The organism is Pseudoxanthomonas sp. Root65 (genome assembly GCF_001427635.1).
Classification (GTDB): Bacteria; Pseudomonadota; Gammaproteobacteria; order Xanthomonadales; family Xanthomonadaceae; genus Pseudoxanthomonas_A.
Map to the genome: position 1 here is coordinate 567,820 of NZ_LMHA01000002.1, position 15,605 is coordinate 583,424.

At 67.4% G+C, this 15,605-nt stretch carries 15 protein-coding genes; 6 read left to right on the forward strand and 9 right to left on the reverse strand.

What is annotated here, in order from left to right; genetic code table 11:
* Nucleotides 1-519: 519 nt before the first annotated feature.
* The gene (locus ASD77_RS13210) at nucleotides 520-1,389 is read left to right on the forward strand and encodes a cupin-like domain-containing protein (protein WP_055942477.1); all 870 of its coding nucleotides are present in this window, start codon (nucleotides 520-522) and stop codon (nucleotides 1,387-1,389) included.
* Between the two features lie 185 nt (nucleotides 1,390-1,574).
* On the opposite strand, the gene ASD77_RS13215 is transcribed toward ASD77_RS13210, so the two are convergent.
* The 4 genes from ASD77_RS13215 to ASD77_RS13230 form a co-directional block, all read right to left on the reverse strand.
* Nucleotides 1,575-2,447: an EamA family transporter gene (locus ASD77_RS13215; RefSeq protein WP_055942481.1), complete on the reverse strand. Its 873-nt coding sequence runs from the start codon at nucleotides 2,445-2,447 to the stop codon at nucleotides 1,575-1,577.
* Between the two features lie 8 nt (nucleotides 2,448-2,455).
* Nucleotides 2,456-3,157, reverse strand: coding sequence for an acireductone synthase (gene mtnC, locus ASD77_RS13220; protein WP_055942484.1), 702 nt, complete (start codon nucleotides 3,155-3,157; stop codon nucleotides 2,456-2,458).
* A gap of 157 nt (nucleotides 3,158-3,314) precedes the next feature.
* Nucleotides 3,315-3,872 (reverse strand): acireductone dioxygenase, encoded by a 558-nt coding sequence (locus ASD77_RS13225; protein WP_055942486.1) that lies wholly within the window; start codon nucleotides 3,870-3,872, stop codon nucleotides 3,315-3,317.
* A 97-nt stretch (nucleotides 3,873-3,969) separates the two neighbouring features.
* Nucleotides 3,970-4,611: a methylthioribulose 1-phosphate dehydratase gene (locus tag ASD77_RS13230; protein ID WP_055943453.1), complete on the reverse strand. Its 642-nt coding sequence runs from the start codon at nucleotides 4,609-4,611 to the stop codon at nucleotides 3,970-3,972.
* A gap of 114 nt (nucleotides 4,612-4,725) precedes the next feature.
* Here ASD77_RS13230 and ASD77_RS13235 point away from each other — a divergent pair, with 114 nt between their 5' ends.
* The gene (locus tag ASD77_RS13235; protein ID WP_082563340.1) at nucleotides 4,726-5,055 is read left to right on the forward strand and encodes a high-potential iron-sulfur protein; all 330 of its coding nucleotides are present in this window, start codon (nucleotides 4,726-4,728) and stop codon (nucleotides 5,053-5,055) included.
* Nucleotides 5,056-5,133: 78 nt separating this feature from the next.
* Here ASD77_RS13235 and ASD77_RS13240 read toward each other — a convergent pair whose 3' ends face one another.
* A complete protein-coding gene (locus ASD77_RS13240) occupies nucleotides 5,134-6,564 on the reverse strand; it encodes an amino acid permease (RefSeq protein ID WP_055942492.1) in 1,431 nt (476 codons plus the stop codon).
* A 75-nt stretch (nucleotides 6,565-6,639) separates the two neighbouring features.
* The gene (locus ASD77_RS13245; protein WP_055942495.1) at nucleotides 6,640-8,130 is read right to left on the reverse strand and encodes an amino acid permease; all 1,491 of its coding nucleotides are present in this window, start codon (nucleotides 8,128-8,130) and stop codon (nucleotides 6,640-6,642) included.
* A 218-nt stretch (nucleotides 8,131-8,348) separates the two neighbouring features.
* Between ASD77_RS13245 and ASD77_RS13250 the strand changes: the two genes are divergently transcribed.
* The gene (locus ASD77_RS13250) at nucleotides 8,349-8,864 is read left to right on the forward strand and encodes an NUDIX hydrolase (protein WP_162247641.1); all 516 of its coding nucleotides are present in this window, start codon (nucleotides 8,349-8,351) and stop codon (nucleotides 8,862-8,864) included.
* Nucleotides 8,865-8,894: 30 nt separating this feature from the next.
* Here the strand turns inward: ASD77_RS13250 and serA are convergent, their stop codons facing one another.
* Nucleotides 8,895-10,136 (reverse strand): phosphoglycerate dehydrogenase, encoded by a 1,242-nt coding sequence (gene serA, locus ASD77_RS13255; protein ID WP_055942501.1) that lies wholly within the window; start codon nucleotides 10,134-10,136, stop codon nucleotides 8,895-8,897.
* Nucleotides 10,137-10,329: 193 nt separating this feature from the next.
* Here serA and ASD77_RS13260 point away from each other — a divergent pair, with 193 nt between their 5' ends.
* The 3 genes from ASD77_RS13260 (at nucleotide 10,330) to ASD77_RS13270 (ending at nucleotide 13,914) form a co-directional block, all read left to right on the forward strand.
* On the forward strand, nucleotides 10,330-11,718 hold the full coding sequence (locus ASD77_RS13260) for an FAD-binding oxidoreductase (RefSeq protein ID WP_055942505.1): 1,389 nt from the start codon (nucleotides 10,330-10,332) through the stop codon (nucleotides 11,716-11,718).
* Between the two features lie 88 nt (nucleotides 11,719-11,806).
* Nucleotides 11,807-12,106 (forward strand): DUF2388 domain-containing protein, encoded by a 300-nt coding sequence (locus ASD77_RS13265; RefSeq protein ID WP_055942508.1) that lies wholly within the window; start codon nucleotides 11,807-11,809, stop codon nucleotides 12,104-12,106.
* Nucleotides 12,106-13,914 carry a DUF4105 domain-containing protein gene (locus ASD77_RS13270; protein WP_055942512.1) on the forward strand — a complete coding sequence of 603 codons (1,809 nt, stop codon included), beginning with the start codon at nucleotides 12,106-12,108 and terminating at the stop codon, nucleotides 13,912-13,914. The genes ASD77_RS13265 and ASD77_RS13270 overlap by 1 nt, the downstream gene beginning before the upstream one ends.
* A gap of 228 nt (nucleotides 13,915-14,142) precedes the next feature.
* On the opposite strand, the gene yeiP is transcribed toward ASD77_RS13270, so the two are convergent.
* The gene (yeiP, locus tag ASD77_RS13275) at nucleotides 14,143-14,709 is read right to left on the reverse strand and encodes an elongation factor P-like protein YeiP (RefSeq protein WP_055942515.1); all 567 of its coding nucleotides are present in this window, start codon (nucleotides 14,707-14,709) and stop codon (nucleotides 14,143-14,145) included.
* A 96-nt stretch (nucleotides 14,710-14,805) separates the two neighbouring features.
* Nucleotides 14,806-15,576: an SDR family NAD(P)-dependent oxidoreductase gene (locus tag ASD77_RS13280; protein WP_055943455.1), complete on the reverse strand. Its 771-nt coding sequence runs from the start codon at nucleotides 15,574-15,576 to the stop codon at nucleotides 14,806-14,808.
* Nucleotides 15,577-15,605 lie beyond the last annotated feature (29 nt).

Here is a 15,605-nt window from a genome sequence, read left to right on the forward strand (position 1 = left end):
ATCGGTTCGCCTCAGGTCCGTCATTCCAGCGAACGCTGGAATCCATTGCCCGTGCGAACCGGGATGCTGGAAGCAAGAGCAAGATGGGTCCCAGCGTTCGCTGGGACGACGATGTGGGGGCCGTCATCCCGGCGCAGGCCGGGAACCACTGCTTTTCGCTCTCCGCGCATGGCAGCAACGCAAGCCGCTGGGTCCCGGCTTTCGCCGGGATGACGGAGCTTCTTCGCCCCCAGTCCCGTCATTCCAGCGAACGCTGGAATCCATTGCCCCTACGAGCCGCAATGCTGGATGAAAAGAGCAAGGTGGGTCCCAGCGTTCGCTGGGACGACGATGTGGGGGCGTCATCCCGGCGCAGGCCGGGACCCACTGCCTTTCGCTCTCCGTGCATGGCAGCAACGCAAGCCGCTGGTTCCCGGCTTTCGCCGGGATGACGGAACTCATTCGGCGGTTTGGCCGGTCCCCGCTCGTTTCGGCGTGAAATACCCTGATGTCGCCAGGGGGGCGGCAACAGGGGGTTTCATGTCCAAGTGTTTCGATGCCGGCTTGCCCGTGGGCAAGCTGGACCGTGCTCCGTTCATCTTCAAGCACCACCTGCTGGACCACCCGGCCCTGACGATGGAAGGGCTGGCGGCGTCGCTGCCGCAGCTGCGTCCCGAGAACATCGCCTATTCCAGGGGTCTCTCCGACCTGTCGATCAACTTCGACCGCGCGCACCTGGAGCACGGCAATGGCCTGAGCCTGCGCGAGACCATCGAGACGATCCGCACCTCCAACTCCTACATCGCGGTGCGCGATCCCGTCGACCACCCGGCGTTCCGCGACCTGTACGAGTCGCTGCGTGCCGAGATGACCGAACTGCAGCGCGAGAGCGGCAATTCGCGGGCGATCCATGAGCCGCGCATGTGGCTGTTCATCGCCTCGCCCAATGCGATGACGCCGTTCCACTTCGACCGGTACTCGAACGTGCTGATGCAGATCCGCGGCAGCAAGGAAGTGGCGGTATTCCCGAATTTCCGCCCGGACATCGTGCCGGTGGACATCTGCGAGGCCTACATGGATCGCGAAGAAGTCCAGGCGCCCTGGCATGAGGACCTGGATGCGCACGCCATCAAGTTCGACTTCCGTCCCGGCGATGCGCTGCATATTCCGTACACCGCCGGGCATTACGTGAAGAATGGCGCCGAGGACGTGTCGATCTCGCTGTCGTTCTTCTTCCAGACCGACGAGACGCAGCGCTGGACGCAGGCCATGCAGTTCAACCACCGCATCCGCAAGCGGGTACGGCACCTCGGGATGGCGCCGTCGCCGGTGGGTCACAACCGCTATCTGGATGGCGCCAAGGCCAGGGCGCTTCCGCTGTTGTCGATGATGCGGAAGCTGGCCGGCTGAGGCCCGGCGCGGTCCGGTCCGCAAACGAAAACGCCCCTCTCGAGGGGCGTTTGCTTCAGTGGAACCCGGCGTGCGAGCGACGGCTGGCGGGCAAGGTCCACGTGGCTGGCGGGCGAAGGGCTGGCGGGCGACGTGGCGCGCAGTCTAGGCAAACGCACGCGGTGATGCCGGAACGCGAATCGCTCTCAGCGTGGCGATCGGCTTGCCCTCACGCTGAGCCACGCGCCGGCCAGCAGCAGCGCGATGGCGAACGCCTGTATCGGGTGCGCCTGTGCGCGGCCCGACGCGACCAGCAACAGCGTGGACAGCAGGGGTGCCAGATACGACAGGCTGCCCAGCAGGGCGATGTCGCCATGCTTGGTGCCGTGGTCCCACAGCCAGAAGGCGGCGCCCACCGGACCGATCCCCATCACCACGAGCACGCCCCATTGCAGGGCGGTAGGCGTGACGGTCTGTTCGTACAGCAGGTGGCACAGCGCGCCCAGTATCGCCACGCCGGCGCAGGCGACGGTGATGGCTGCGGTCGGCACGTCGGCGAAGCGGCGATTGAGGACCGAATACGCCGCCCAGATTACCGCCGCTCCCAGCGCCGCCAGATAGCCGGGAAGATGCGCCGGGTCCACCTGCAGCCCTTTCCCGCGCGTGACCAGCAGCGCCGCCGCAAGCAGGCCCAGCAGCGTGCCGATCCACTGCCCGCGGCGCACGTTCACCCCGCCCAGCAGGCCGGCGAAGACCACGATCAGCAGCGGCCACAGATAGTTGAGCAGGTTCGCTTCCACGGCGGGCGCGCGCTTCAACGCGATGAAGTACAGCGCGTGGTAGCCGAACAGTGCGAGCGTGGACAGGGCCAGCGCGGCAACAGGCTGGCGAAGTTCGCGAAGTCCGCTGCGTCCGCGCGCTCCGGCACGCAGCAGACCGATCACGGCCGCCACGCCAAACCCGATCGCCAGCACCTGGAACGGCGGCAGGTCGCCGGTGGCGGTGGTCAGCACTGCCAGCGACGCCCACAGCAGGATCGCGGCCAGCCCGGTGAGCGTCGCCGTGCGTTGCGATGCCATGGCGCGATTCAGTGCGGAAGCGGGATGTCGGCGAACGAGGCTACGCGCGGGTGGCCGTGCGCGTCATCGCCTTCGCGCGGCGTCGGGTAGTCCTCCAGGCGGTCGATCAGGCACGTCTGCAGGCCCGCTTCGCGGGCGGCGTCCAGCTCCTCGACGACATCGGACAGGAACAGGATCCGTTCCGCCGGCAGGCCGATACGCGCCGCAATCACGCGGTAGCTGTCCGCCTCGCGCTTGCCGCCGACCTCGGTGTCGAACCAGTCGGAGAACAGCGGCGTCAGGTCGCCGGCATCGCTGTGGCCGAAGAACAGCTTCTGCGCCGGCACCGAGCCGGACGAGTACACGTACAGCGGCAGGCCCTGGCCATGCCAGTCGCGCAGCGCCGGGGCGGCATCGGGGTAGATGTGCGCGGTGAAGTCGGCATCACGGTAGCCGGCCTGCCAGATCATGCCCTGCAGCGCCTTCAGCGCCGTGTGCTTGCGGTCCTGGTCGATCCAGCCCTGCAAGGTCTCGACGATGACATCGTCGCTGCAGATGCTGCCGTGCTCGGTGGCCACCACGTCCAGCCAGCGGCGCACCTCCGGTTCCTGGCCGTGTTCGCGAACGAAACCGGGCAGGGCGCGGCGTGCGTACGGGAACAGCACGTCCTTCACGAACGAGATGCTGCTGGTGGTGCCTTCGATGTCAGTGAGGATGGCGGAAACGGGCATGGTGATCTTCAAGGTGGCCTGTAGAGCGGAGCTTGCGCCGCTGCACGTGTCATGGGGAGCGAAGGAGAGCAGCAGTCGCCGATCACTGAAGCGACAGTTCAACGCCGTCGTTTCGCCGGACCCTCACCCCAACCGCTCTCCCGAGGGGAGAGGAGCTTCAGGGTTCGGTAAGGCCGTCGTAGCGCGGAAACTGCTGCGCCAGCGTGGTGCCGGTGAAGTGGCCCACCCAGCCGTCCGGCTCGGTGAAGAAGCGGATCGCCACGAAACGGGGCTCCGGTCCCATGTCGAACCAGTGCAGCGTGCTGTCGGGCACGGCGATCAGGTCGTCCTTCACGCACTCCACTTCGTAGACCTTGTCGCCGACGTGCAGGGTAAACAGGCCCGAGCCGGCGACGAAGAAACGCACCTCGTCTTCCTTGTGGTAGTGCTCGTCCAGGAACTTGGCGCGCATCGCCTCGCGCTGCGGGTTGTCCGGCGCGATGCTGACCACGTCCACGGTCTTGAAACCGCGCTCGGCCACCAGCCGATCGATGTCGGCGCGATACGCGTCGATCACGTCTTCCGCAGGCGCGCCCGGTTCGATGGCCTTGGTCGCCTTCCAGCGCTCGAAGGTCACGCCGATCTTCTTCAGTTCGGTGGCGATGAAATCGGGGTCGTAGCTGGCGAACTCCGGCGTGGCCGGGTCGGATTCGCTGAAGATGCGCAGGCGGCTCATGGCGGCAGGGCGGGCGGCGACGAAGGGGGACGCTAGGTTACCAGACCCGCCGCTGCGGCCCGTTGCAGGAACGGAATGCCGCGATAACCGCCGGCTATCAGCGCCGGCAGCCGAGCTTGCGCAGTTCCAGTTCGGCCGCGAACAGGAACTCGAAGGCTTCCAGGTGGCGGCGCGCCTCGGCCATCGTGCGACCCCAGGCGTACAGGCCATGGCCATCGATCAGGTAGCCCCACAGCGGCTGGTTGTCGAGCAGGGCGTCGACCTGGGCCGCCAGCGTGGGCATGTCCTGGGTGTTGGCGAACACGGGAACGTCGATCGCCATCTCGTGCGTGCTGTTGCCGTGGAAGGCCTTCAACAGCTCGAAGCCCTCCAGCCGGAGGTGGCCGGCCCCGGCGAACAGCCGCGAGGCCACCGTCTGTACCAGCGAATGCGTGTGCAGCACGCAGCCGATCTCGGGGTAGCGGCGGTACAGCTGCGTGTGCAGCAGGGTTTCCGCCGAGGGACGATGGTCGCTGCCGACGGCCTTACCGTCGAAGTCGACCACCATGATGTCCGCTTCCACCAGCCGGCCCTTGTCGCGGCCCGACACGGTGATGGCGGCATGCCGTTCGTCCAGCCGCTGCGAGAAGTTGCTGCTGGTGGCCGGCGTCCAACCCAGCTGCGACAGCTCGCGGACGTTGGCGATGATGGACTGCGCGCGGTCGCGCAACTGGTCGGTGTCGTAGGGCAGGGCGTTCATGGCAGCCATTCTAGCGGAACCTCCCGCCTCGCCCGGCAGCGATTGATCCTGCGCAATGCGGGCGATGGGCGGGCGTCGGACACTGCCGGCTCCTACCCGCAGGTACCTCGCCAGATGAGCCACGATGCCTCCCGCCGCCGCTTCCTCACCACCACGCTGACCGCCGCCGCGGTGGCGCCGCTGGCCTGGCACGCGATGCGCGCCGATGCCGCCGCACCCGCCGCGCTCCCCAAACTGGACGCGAACAACCCGACGGCCAAAGCCTTGGCCTATACCGAGAATGCCACCGGCGTGAAGCATCCCAAGCACAAGGCCGGCGACCACTGCGCCAACTGCAACTTCTTCAAGGCGCCAGCCTCGCAGGCCTATGGTCCGTGCACGCTGTTCCCGAAGAACTCGGTGGCGGCGAAGGGCTGGTGCAGCGCCTGGGCCAGGAAGCCCTGACCTTCGGCGTCTAAGGCATACAAGAAAAAAGCGCGGCAGGGCCGCGCTTTTTTCAATGCCGCTGCCGGAGCGGGGGGCTCAGCGCTTGCCGCCCAGGCGGCTGTGGCGATAGCCGTAGCCGAAGTAGATCAGGAAGCCCACCGCGGTCCACACGGCCATCAGCATCCAGTTGTGGGCGGTCATCGCCGACAGCAGCGCCAGGCAGCTCAGCACGCCCAGCGTGCAGACCAGCCAGGCCATCGGAATGCGGAAGGGGCGCGGCAGGTCGGGTTGGGTACGGCGCAGCACCAGCACGCCGACGCAGACCGACGCGAAGGCGATCAGCGTGCCCATCGAGGTCAGTTCGCCCAGCACGTCGAGCGGGAACAGCGCCGCCAGCAGCGCGATGCCGATGCCGGTGATCACCGTGTTGATGTGCGGCGTACGGTATTCAGGGTGGATCTTGGTGAACACCGGCGGCAGCAGGCCGTCGCGGCCCATGATCATGAAGATGCGCGGCTGGCCGATGATCATCACCAGCACCACCGACGACAGGCCGATCAGCGCGCCGATTTCCACCGTCACCCGCAGCCAGCCCAGTTCGGGATGCGCGGCGACGGCGGTCACCACCGGCTCGGCCGTGCCCAAGGCGGTGTAGGGCACCAGGCCGGTCATCACCGCGGCCATGGCGATGTACAGCACGGTGCAGATCGCCAGCGAGGCCAGCATGCCGATCGGCAGGTCCTTCTGCGGACGGTGCGATTCCTGCGCCGCCACCGACACCGCCTCGAAGCCGATATAGGCGAAGAACACCATCGCCGCGCCACGCAGCACGCCGTCCCAGCCGAACTTGCCCGGACCTTCGTTGGCGGGGATGAAGGGCTCCCAGTTGCCCGGATCCACGTACTGCCAGCCGGCCACGATCACCAGCACGATCAGGCCGGTCTTCAGCACCACCATCGCCATGTTCATCGCCGACGACTTGCGGATGCCCACGTAGCACAGCCAGGTCAGCAGCAGCACGATGATGGCGGCGGGGACGTTGGCGATGGCGCCGGTGGGCCGCAGCTGCGCATCCAGCGGTGCACTGACGAACGCCTGCGGCAAATAGATGTTGAAGTGTTCCAGCAGGCTGAGGAAATAGCCTGTCCAGCTGACCGCCACCGCCGAGGCGGAGACGCCGTATTCCAGCACCAGCATCCAGCCGATGAACCAGGCGGCCAGCTCGCCCAGCGTGGCGTAGGTATAGGTGTAGGCGCTGCCCGACACCGGCACCATCGCCGCGAACTCGGCATAGGCCAGCGCGCAGAAGGTGCAGCAGAGCGCGGCCAGCACGAACGACAGCATGATCGCCGGCCCCGCGTGGTTCGCCGCCGCCTGGCCGGTGATGACGAAGATGCCGCCGCCGATCACCGCGCCGATGCCGAGCGCGGTCAGGCCCCAGGGGCCGAGCGTGCGGCGCAGGCTGAGGCCTTCGGCGTCTTCGTGGGCGGCGTGGGGGTGCTTGGTGGCCAGGAGTTGTCGGAGCATCGTGCGTGATCTCGGAGCGTTATCGAGGAGTACAACCAAAAAGGCCGGCGGTGCATCCGCCGGCCTTGAAGAGGGTCAGGCCTTCTGCCTGAGCTTGCTGTTGCGGAAGCCGTAGGCGAAGTAGATCACCTGGCCCAACACCGTCCAGGCCACGAAGATCTGCCAGTGCTCCATGAACGATTGCAGGAACAGGAACAGGCAGGCCAGCACGCCCAGCGGGCAGATCAGCCAGAACATCGGCACGCGGAAGGGCCGGTCGAGGTCGGGACGGGTGAAGCGCAGCACCAGCACGCCAAGGCACACGGTGGCGAAGGCCAGCAGGGTGCCCATCGACACCAGCTCGCCCAGCACGCTGAGCGGCATGAAGCCGGCGAGCAGGCACGCCAGCACGCCGACGATGATGGTGCCCACATAGGGGGTATGGAACTTCGGGTGCACCTTGCCGAACAGGCGGGGCAGCAGTCCGTCCCGGGACATCGAATAGAAGATGCGGGGCTGCGCCATCAGCATGACCAGGATCACCGACGACAGGCCGGCGATGGCGCCGATTTCCACGGCGGTCTTGAGCCAGCCCACGCTGGCCCCCGGATCGGCCTTGAGCACCTCTTCCAGCGCGGTGGCCACGGGCTTGGCGGTACCCAGCAGGCTGTAGTGGGTCATGCCGGTCAGCACCGCGCAGACGGCGATGTAGATGACGGTGCAGATGGCCAGCGAACCCAGGATGCCCTTGGGCATGTCGCGCTGCGGATTCTTCGCTTCGCCGGCGGCGGTGGAGACCGCGTCGAAACCGATGTAGGCGAAGAACACGATGGTCGCCGCGCGGAACACGCCGTCCATGCCGAACTGGCCGGGGCCGGTGTTCTCGGGAATGAAGGGGGTCCAGTTCGCCGGGTCGACATACTGGACGCCAAAGCCGAGGAACGCCGCGATCACCACCACCTTGATCGCGACGATGATCGCGTTGACGAAGGCCGATTGGGTGATGCCGACGTAGCAAAGCCCGCTGACCGCCGCGACGATCAATACTGCAGGCAGGTTGATGATGCCGTTGGTGGCGACGAAGCCGCCATTGTCCCAGGTGATCGGCGCGGTCGCTAGTTGCTCCGGGAACGGCAGGCCGAGCGTGCCGGTGAGGAAGCTCACCAGGTAGCCCGACCAGCCCACCGCGACCGTGGAAGACGCGAACAGATACTCGAGCACCAGGCACCAGCCGATGAACCAGGCGACCGCCTCGCCCAGCGTGGCGTATGAATACGAGTACGCGCTACCGGAGACCGGCATCATCGAGGCGAACTCGGCATAGCAAAGACCGGCCATGGCGCAGGCGAAGCCGGCCAGCACGAAGCTCAGCATGATGGCGGGGCCGGCATGGTTGGCGGCCGCCTGGCCGGTCAGCACGAAGATGCCGGCGCCGATCACGGCGCCCACGCCCAGCATCACCAGATGCTTGGCGGTCAACGTGCGTTTGAACCCACTTTCCCCGTCCAGGCTACCTTCGACCGGTTCGCCGGCATCGACGTGGCCTGCCGGTGCGACCGGCTTGACCCTGAACAGAGCTTTGAGCATTCGCAGCGTCCCCTTGAAAGACTGGATGCCGACGAAGAGCTCCGCCGGACGGTGGCAACGGTCATGGAGGCGGGCCCCATGGAAGGCCGTACCTTGCCAAAGCGGGCCGGGGATCACAAGCGCGGGTGCAGCATGGCCGGCGATAATCGCGGCCCCATCGTGTCCTTCAACGAGAAAACCACGCCGTGTCAGCCGCTTATGCCGCCCTCCGCGAACACCTGGCCGCCTACGGACGGCGCTGGCCTGCCGAGACCGAGGTGGTGGGCCAGTTCCTCGCCCTGCTCGACGATCCTGCCGATCCCTTCCTCCGCGAGCGGCTGGAAGGGCATCTGACCGGTGGCGTCTGGCTGGTCAGCGGCGATGGCCGGCGCGTGCTGCTGACCCATCACCGCAAGCTCGACCGCTGGCTGCAGTTGGGTGGACATGCCGACGGCGACACCGACATGGCGCGGGTGACCTTGAAGGAGGCCGAAGAGGAATCCGGTCTGTCCGACCTCTCCGTGGAGGGCGACATCTTCGACCTGGACCGGCACTGGATTCCCGAGCGCAAGGAGGTGCCGGGGCACTGGCATTACGACGTGCGCTACGTGGTGCGCGCGAACGGCGGCGAAGACTACGTGGTCAGCGAAGAGTCGCTGGACTTGGCCTGGCGCGAGATCGCGTCGCTCGCGGACGATGCCGACGCGTCGATCCGCCGCATGGCCCGCAAGTGGCTGGCGCGGAACGAGGCGTAGGGTGGGCCCCGGCCCGCCGAACGGCGAACCTCAGTACAGCACGCGTACCCGCAACGTCCCCTCGATCGCCGCCATCGCATCGCGGAGGCTGGCGGTCTGTTCCTCGTCGGCGGTGACGTCGATGACCACGTAGCCGACCTTCGGATCGGTACGCAGGAACTGGCCGTCGATGTTGATGCCGCGGTCGCGGAAGATGTCGTTGATCTGCGACAGCACGCCGGGCACGTTGCGGTGGATGTGCAGGATGCGGCGGCTGCCGTCGTGGCCGGGCAGAGTGACCTCGGGGAAGTTCACCGCCGACAGCGTGCTGCCGTTGTCGCTGTAGCGCACCAGCTTGGCGGCGACTTCGATGCCGATGTTGTCCTGCGCCTCCAGCGTGCTGCCCCCTACGTGCGGGGTGAGGATGACGTTGTCGAGCCCGCGCAGCGGCGACTCGAACAGCTCCGCATTGCCCTTGGGCTCCAGCGGGAACACGTCGACCGCCGCGCCGCCGACCTGGCCGGACTTCAGCGCGTCGGCCAGCGCGTCGATGTCGACCACGGTGCCGCGCGAGGCATTGATGACGTGCGCGCCGGGCTTCATCTGCGCGATCTGGGCGGCGCCGAACATGTCCTTGGTCGCCGGCGTCTCCGGCACGTGCAGGGTCACCACGTCGCTCTGCGCCAGCAGGTCGTCCAGGCTCACGGCCGCGCGCGCATTGCCCAGCGACAGCTTGGTTTCGATGTCGTGGAAGAGCACGTGCATGCCCAGCGCCTCGGCCAGCACGCCGACCTGGGTACCGATATGGCCGTAGCCGATGATGCCCAGCGTCTTGCCGCGCACTTCGTGGCTGCCGGCCGCCGACTTGCTCCAGCCGCCGCGATGGCATTCGGCGTTCTTCTGCGGGACGCCGCGCATCAGCAGGATGGCCTGCGCGATCACCAGTTCGGCGACACTGCGCGTATTCGAGTAGGGCGCATTGAACACCGGGATGCCGGCCAGTTCCGCCGCGTCCAGGTCCACCTGGTTGGTGCCGATGCAGAAGCAGCCTACCGCGATCAGCCGGCGCGCCTGCGCCAGCACGTCTTCGCTCAAGTGGGTGCGCGAACGGATGCCGACGATGTGCGCCTCGGCGATGCGCTGCTTCAGTTCGTCTTCCGGCAGGGACTTCTCGTGGAACTCGATCTGCGAGTATCCCGCCGCGCGGAACGTCTCGACGGCGGTCTGGCTGACCCCTTCCAGCAACAGTACGCGGATGTCCTGCTTCGGGTACGAGGTCTTCTTGATCGACATTGCCGGAAAGGTCGCCGCGGAGAGGGAAGGGGCGTCACTATGCCAGATGGATGCGCTCGATGGTGCGGCGCGCCATGGAAAGCTCGGTTGCGGTTTTCCCGGCTTGGTTGCCGCTGAAACGAAGCGCCGCATCGGCTGGACGCCACCCTGCATCGCTGGCACGCTGGGCGCCCCCGAAAGTACTGCCCCCGCAATGAGCGATCCGCGCCTGGAAGCCCTGCAGCACGCCGTCCCGGCGCTGCGCCTGAAGACCGATCCTGCCGATCTCGAGCACTATGGCCGCGACTGGACCCGGCGCTGGACGCCGGCGCCGCTGGCCATCGCGCTGCCGGTCACGGTCGAGGAAGTGCAGGCCGTCGTGCGTTGGGCGAACGAGCATCGGGTCGCCGTGGTGCCCTCGGGCGGACGTACCGGCCTGTCCGGCGGTGCGGTCGCCACGAACGGCGAACTTGTGCTGAGCCTGGAGCGGATGAACCAGGCGCTGGAGTTCAATGCGGTGGACCGCACGCTGACCGTGCAAGCCGGCATGCCGCTGGAAGCCGTACACAATGCGGCACGTGAGCATGGGCTGGTCTACCCGGTGGACTTCGCCGCACGCGGCTCCTGCGCGATCGGCGGCAACATCGCCACCAACGCCGGTGGCATCCGCGTGATCCGCTACGGCAACACGCGCGAGTGGATCGCCGGCCTGAAGGTCGTCACCGGCGTCGGCGACGTGCTCGAGCTCAACAAGGCGCTGATCAAGAATTCCAGCGGCTACGACCTGCGCCACCTGTTCATCGGTTCCGAGGGCACGCTGGGGATCGTGGTCGAAGCCACCGTGCGTCTTACCGATCCGCCGCCGCCGACCAACGTCATGCTGCTGGCGCTGCCCTCGTTCGAGGTATTGATGCAGGTATTCGCCGCGTTCCGCGAACGCCTGCAACTGGAGGCCTTCGAGTTCTTCACCGACCGCGCGCTGCAGCACGTGCTGGCGCATGGCGCGCAGAAGCCGTTCGACGAGATCCATCCGTACTACGTGGTCACCGAGTTCGCCATCGGCGACGAGGCGAAGGAAGCGGCGGCGATGGCGGCCTTCGAGGCCTGCATGGAGCAGGGCTGGGTCAGCGACGGCGTGATCAGCCAGTCCGATGCGCAGGCCGCGCAGCTGTGGCGCCTGCGTGAGGGCATCACCGAGGCACTGGCGCGGTACGTGCCGTACAAGAACGACGTGTCGGTGCGCATCTCGGCGATGCCGGCCTTCCTGGCCCAGACACAGGCGCTGCTGGGCGAGGCCTATCCGCAGTTCGAGGTGGTGTGGTTCGGCCACATCGGCGACGGCAACCTGCACATCAACGTGCTGAAGCCCGAGGGCATGGAGAACGCGGACTTCGTCACCCAGTGCGAGCAGGTCACCAAGCTGCTGGCGGCCTCGCTGACACGCCACCAGGGCAGCATCTCGGCCGAGCACGGCATCGGCCTGGTCAAGAAGGGCTATCTGGAAAGTACGCGCAGCGCCGGCGAAATCGCGGTGATGCGCGGCATCAAGCAGGTGCTGGACCCGAACGGACTGATGAATCCGGGCAAGCTGTTCGACACCTGAGACGGCTGCCGGATTCAGCCTTGCGGGATCGATTGCAGGTAGTCTTTGCACACCCGCCGACCGCGGCATTCCCCCGTTTGGAAACTCCATGTCCCGATTGATCCTGGCCGGCGTGTTGCTGGCATTCTCCGTGCCGGCGCTGGCTGGCAGCTTCGCCGGTTCTTCCGCCGGCGCGTCCTCGGCCGGCTCGTCGGCCTCGTCCGGCAGCTCGTCCGGCGACGACAAGGTCGTCGTGCAGGCGCGCGAAGACGCCGCCAGCTTCGTCGCCACCGAAGGCCGCATCCGCGGCGCGCAGCTGGAAGCCGCGTTGCGTCACCTGCGCGAGAAGGATGAAGCCGCTCGCAAGGCCAGCGACATGCAGCTGGCGCAGGCCATCCTGGCCCGCTGATGCAGCGGCGTCGGCCCCGGGGCCGGCGCATCGCCGCGCTCCTGCTGTGGGGGTGGTTCGGCGCGGCCGCTACGCCGGCGGCCGCGCTCGGCATCGATCCGGGCCGTCTTTCCGCGGACGATCTCGCGGCCACGCAGGCGCTGGTGGACGACGTCCTGCCGCGATTGCCGACCACATGGCGCGACGGCCTGCCGGCAGGCCTCGTCCTGCAGTGGCGCGACGATCTGCCGGCACATGTCGCCGGACGGCGGGTGGGCGACCGCGTACTGCTTCCACGCCGCTTGCTGGAGACGTGGAAGACGCGCGACTCGCTGGCACCCGACGATGCGTCGGTGCTCGTGGTGCGCCAGGCGCTGGTGCATGAACTGGCCCACAGCTACGACCGCGCACGGCGCAATATCCTGTCCGGCGATCCGCGCCTGCGCGACCTGGCGGGATGGCAGCGCAGCGTGCTCCCGCTGGCCGGCCGCCGCTCGCGCAACGACTTCGTCGCGCGGACTCCCGATCCGTACGAACGCGAGCGCCCGGCCGAGTTCGTGGCGGTGAACCTCGAGCATTTCGTGCTCGACCCGGACTACGGATGCCGGCGTCCGGCACTACATCGCCATTTCGCCACGCACTTCGGCATGCCACCGGCGGTGGAAGCGTGTGCGCCCGGCCTGCCGTTCCTGGAGGCCGATGCCGACGCCAGCGATGCCTCGCTGCTCGCACTGGATCCATCGCGCGTCTACGCGATCGACTACCTGCTGGCCGAAGGCAACACGCAGGCGATGAGCCGCTGGGGCCACAGCATGCTCAGGCTGGTGATCTGTGCGCCCGGCCGCGTGCCGGGACCCGACTGCCGCTTCGACCTGGCGCACCACCGCGTGCTGTCGTTCCGCGCCTTTGTCGGCGACGTGCAGATCTCGGGCTGGCGGGGACTGACGGGCTCCTATCCCTCGCGGCTGTTCCTGCTGCCGCTCGATCAGGTGATCGAGGAATACACCCGGGTCGAGCTGCGCGGGCTGCGGTCGATCCCGTTGCGGCTGGATGACGTGGAGATCGCTTCGCTGTTGGAGCGTGCCGCCCAGTTGCACTGGAGTTACGACGGGCGCTACTACTTCATCAGCAACAACTGCGCAGTGGAAACCTGGAAGCTGCTGCACGACGGCGTGCCAAGGCTGGCGGGGGAATCGCTCGCCAGCATCACGCCCACCGGGTTGCTGAAGAAACTGGAACGCCGCGGCATCGCGGACGCCGGTGTGCTCGATGACGCTGATGAAGCGCGAAGACTTGGTTACTACTTCGAGCCGTTAAGCGCGCGCTACGACGCGCTGTTCGCGGTCGCCCGGGAGTCGCTGGCGTTGCCCCAGCAGGATGCGCAGGCGTGGCTGGCGCTGTCGCCCATCGAACGCGCGGCATGGTTGCCGAAGGCCGACCTGCGGACCAGCGCGGCATTGCTGGTGCTGGAGACTGCCGCGCAACGCCGACAGCAATTGCTGCTCCGCGACCATCTCAAGCGCCACTACCTGGGTCGCGACGCACCGGCCGACATCGCACCCGCATTGCAGGCCCTGCGTGCGTGGCTGGGCGACACCGGCTTCATCAGCCGCCCCTCGGAGCTGCTGCCGCAGGGCTACGGACTGCCGCAAGCGGCAGAGCGCGAGCGCATCACAGAGGAAGCCCGCCTGCGCCTGGCCCGACTGCGCGAACAGGACGGGCGGTTGCGCGAGGAGCTGGAACGCTGGCTGCCCGCGGACCAGCGCGACGTGCTGCACGGCATCGAAGCGAACCTCGAAACCATCGGCGTCCGGCTACGCAACCCGTAGCGTGCACCGCGCGGCACGACCGGAGGATCTGTCGCGTCATCGCATCCATCGCGCGACGAAGGATGGTTTCACGGGTCGTGCGCATAGCGCACGCTACGTCAACGCAAGGCCTCGCACCCGCCGCGCTGACCTGTGGGCATCCACGTAGCGTGCGCCACGCGCACGACCTCATGATGCTTCATCGCGCGGAGGGAGATTCGGCGAGTCGTGCGCGTAGCGCACGCTACCTCAGTCCGCGCGGCCGCCGAATTCACCGGTGGTGGTGTTGACCAGGATGCGTTCACCGTTGGTGATGTACTCCGGCACCATGATCTCGATGCCGGTGCTCAGCTTGGCCGGCTTCGGGCGCTTGGTGGCGGTGCCGCCCTTCAGTTCCGGCGGCGTTTCCACCACTTCCAGCGTCACGTGCTGCGGCAGCTGCAGGGCGACCGGCAGTTCATCGATCACCTGCACGTAGCAGCCCGCCAGGCCGTCGGTGATGTAGCCGGCGTCGTCGCCGATGACGTTGGCGTCCAGCGTGTACGGCGTGTAGTCCTCGTCGTCGAGGAACACGAACGCGTCGCCGTCCTTGTAGGAATACGTCGCCTGGCGGCGAAGCAGTTCCACCTCGCTCAGGTTGTCGTCGGCATCGAAGCTGGCATCCAGCTTGTTGCCGCCGGGCACGCTGTACATGATAAAACGGAAGCGCACATTGCCGCCGCGGCCCTGCGGCGAGCTGCGCTCGATGTCGCGGATCTGGTACACGCCGCCGTTGTGTTCGACGACGTTGCCTTTCTTGATGTCGAAAGCTTTCATATGAGTGCGAGGAGTGAGTGGAGAGGAGTGAGGAGTGAGCGGAAGGGCGGAAGCGGGTTTTGACTCGCTTCTCACTCCTCTCCACTCGCCGCTGCTTTATTTCGGCGCCAACCGCACGGCGCCATCCAGTCGGATGGTTTCGCCGTTGAGGTAGGGGTTGCCGAGGATGTAGGCGACCAGGTCGGCGAACTCCTCCGGCTTGCCCAGGCGGGACGGGAAGGGGATCGAGGCGCTGAGCGACTGCTGCACGGCGTCCGGCATGCCGTCGACCATCGGCGTCCAGAAGATGCCCGGGGCGACGGTCATCACGCGGATGCCGAAGCGCGACAGTTCGCGCGCCATCGGCAGGGTCATGCCGACCACGCCGCCTTTCGATGCCGAATACGCGGCCTGGCCGATCTGGCCTTCGTACGCCGCCACGCTGGCGGTGTTGACGATCACGCCGCGCTCGCCGTCGGCGTTCGGCGTGTTGTGCTGCATCAGGTCGGCCGCGGCCTTGGCCACGTTGAAGCTGCCGACCAGGTTGACCATCACGGTGGCCTGGAACGTGGACAGCGGCATCGGGGATTCCTTGCCGAGTACGCGGCCGGCGCCGAGGATGCCGGCGCAGTTGATCGCCGCATTCAGCCCGCCGAGGAATGCCTGCGCTGCCGCCACGTTCGCCGCCACGCCGGCCTCGTCGGTGACGTCGGTGCGGAAGTAGCGGACATTGGCCTCGCCGAGTTCGGCGACGGCGGCCGCGCCCTTGTCGTCGTTGACGTCGAACAGCGCGGCCTTGCCGCCCTGGGCGACGAGATGGCGGGCGACGGCCAGGCCCAGGCCGGAAACACCGCCGGTGATGACGGCGCGGGTGTCGGAAAGCTGCATGCGGTGAACCTGCTGCGGAAAGGCCGGCA

Coding starts and splice junctions, on each gene's coding strand:
- ASD77_RS13210 (WP_055942477.1), top strand. CDS start 520: ATGTCCAAGTGTTTCGATGCCGGCTTGCCCGTGGGCAAGCTGGACCGT.
- ASD77_RS13215 (WP_055942481.1), bottom strand. CDS start 2,447: ATGGCATCGCAACGCACGGCGACGCTCACCGGGCTGGCCGCGATCCTG.
- mtnC (WP_055942484.1), bottom strand. CDS start 3,157: ATGCCCGTTTCCGCCATCCTCACTGACATCGAAGGCACCACCAGCAGC.
- ASD77_RS13225 (WP_055942486.1), bottom strand. CDS start 3,872: ATGAGCCGCCTGCGCATCTTCAGCGAATCCGACCCGGCCACGCCGGAG.
- ASD77_RS13230 (WP_055943453.1), bottom strand. CDS start 4,611: ATGAACGCCCTGCCCTACGACACCGACCAGTTGCGCGACCGCGCGCAG.
- ASD77_RS13235 (WP_082563340.1), top strand. CDS start 4,726: ATGAGCCACGATGCCTCCCGCCGCCGCTTCCTCACCACCACGCTGACC.
- ASD77_RS13240 (WP_055942492.1), bottom strand. CDS start 6,564: ATGCTCCGACAACTCCTGGCCACCAAGCACCCCCACGCCGCCCACGAA.
- ASD77_RS13245 (WP_055942495.1), bottom strand. CDS start 8,130: ATGCTCAAAGCTCTGTTCAGGGTCAAGCCGGTCGCACCGGCAGGCCAC.
- serA (WP_055942501.1), bottom strand. CDS start 10,136: ATGTCGATCAAGAAGACCTCGTACCCGAAGCAGGACATCCGCGTACTG.
- ASD77_RS13260 (WP_055942505.1), top strand. CDS start 10,330: ATGAGCGATCCGCGCCTGGAAGCCCTGCAGCACGCCGTCCCGGCGCTG.
- ASD77_RS13265 (WP_055942508.1), top strand. CDS start 11,807: ATGTCCCGATTGATCCTGGCCGGCGTGTTGCTGGCATTCTCCGTGCCG.
- ASD77_RS13270 (WP_055942512.1), top strand. CDS start 12,106: ATGCAGCGGCGTCGGCCCCGGGGCCGGCGCATCGCCGCGCTCCTGCTG.
- yeiP (WP_055942515.1), bottom strand. CDS start 14,709: ATGAAAGCTTTCGACATCAAGAAAGGCAACGTCGTCGAACACAACGGC.
- ASD77_RS13280 (WP_055943455.1), bottom strand. CDS start 15,576: ATGCAGCTTTCCGACACCCGCGCCGTCATCACCGGCGGTGTTTCCGGC.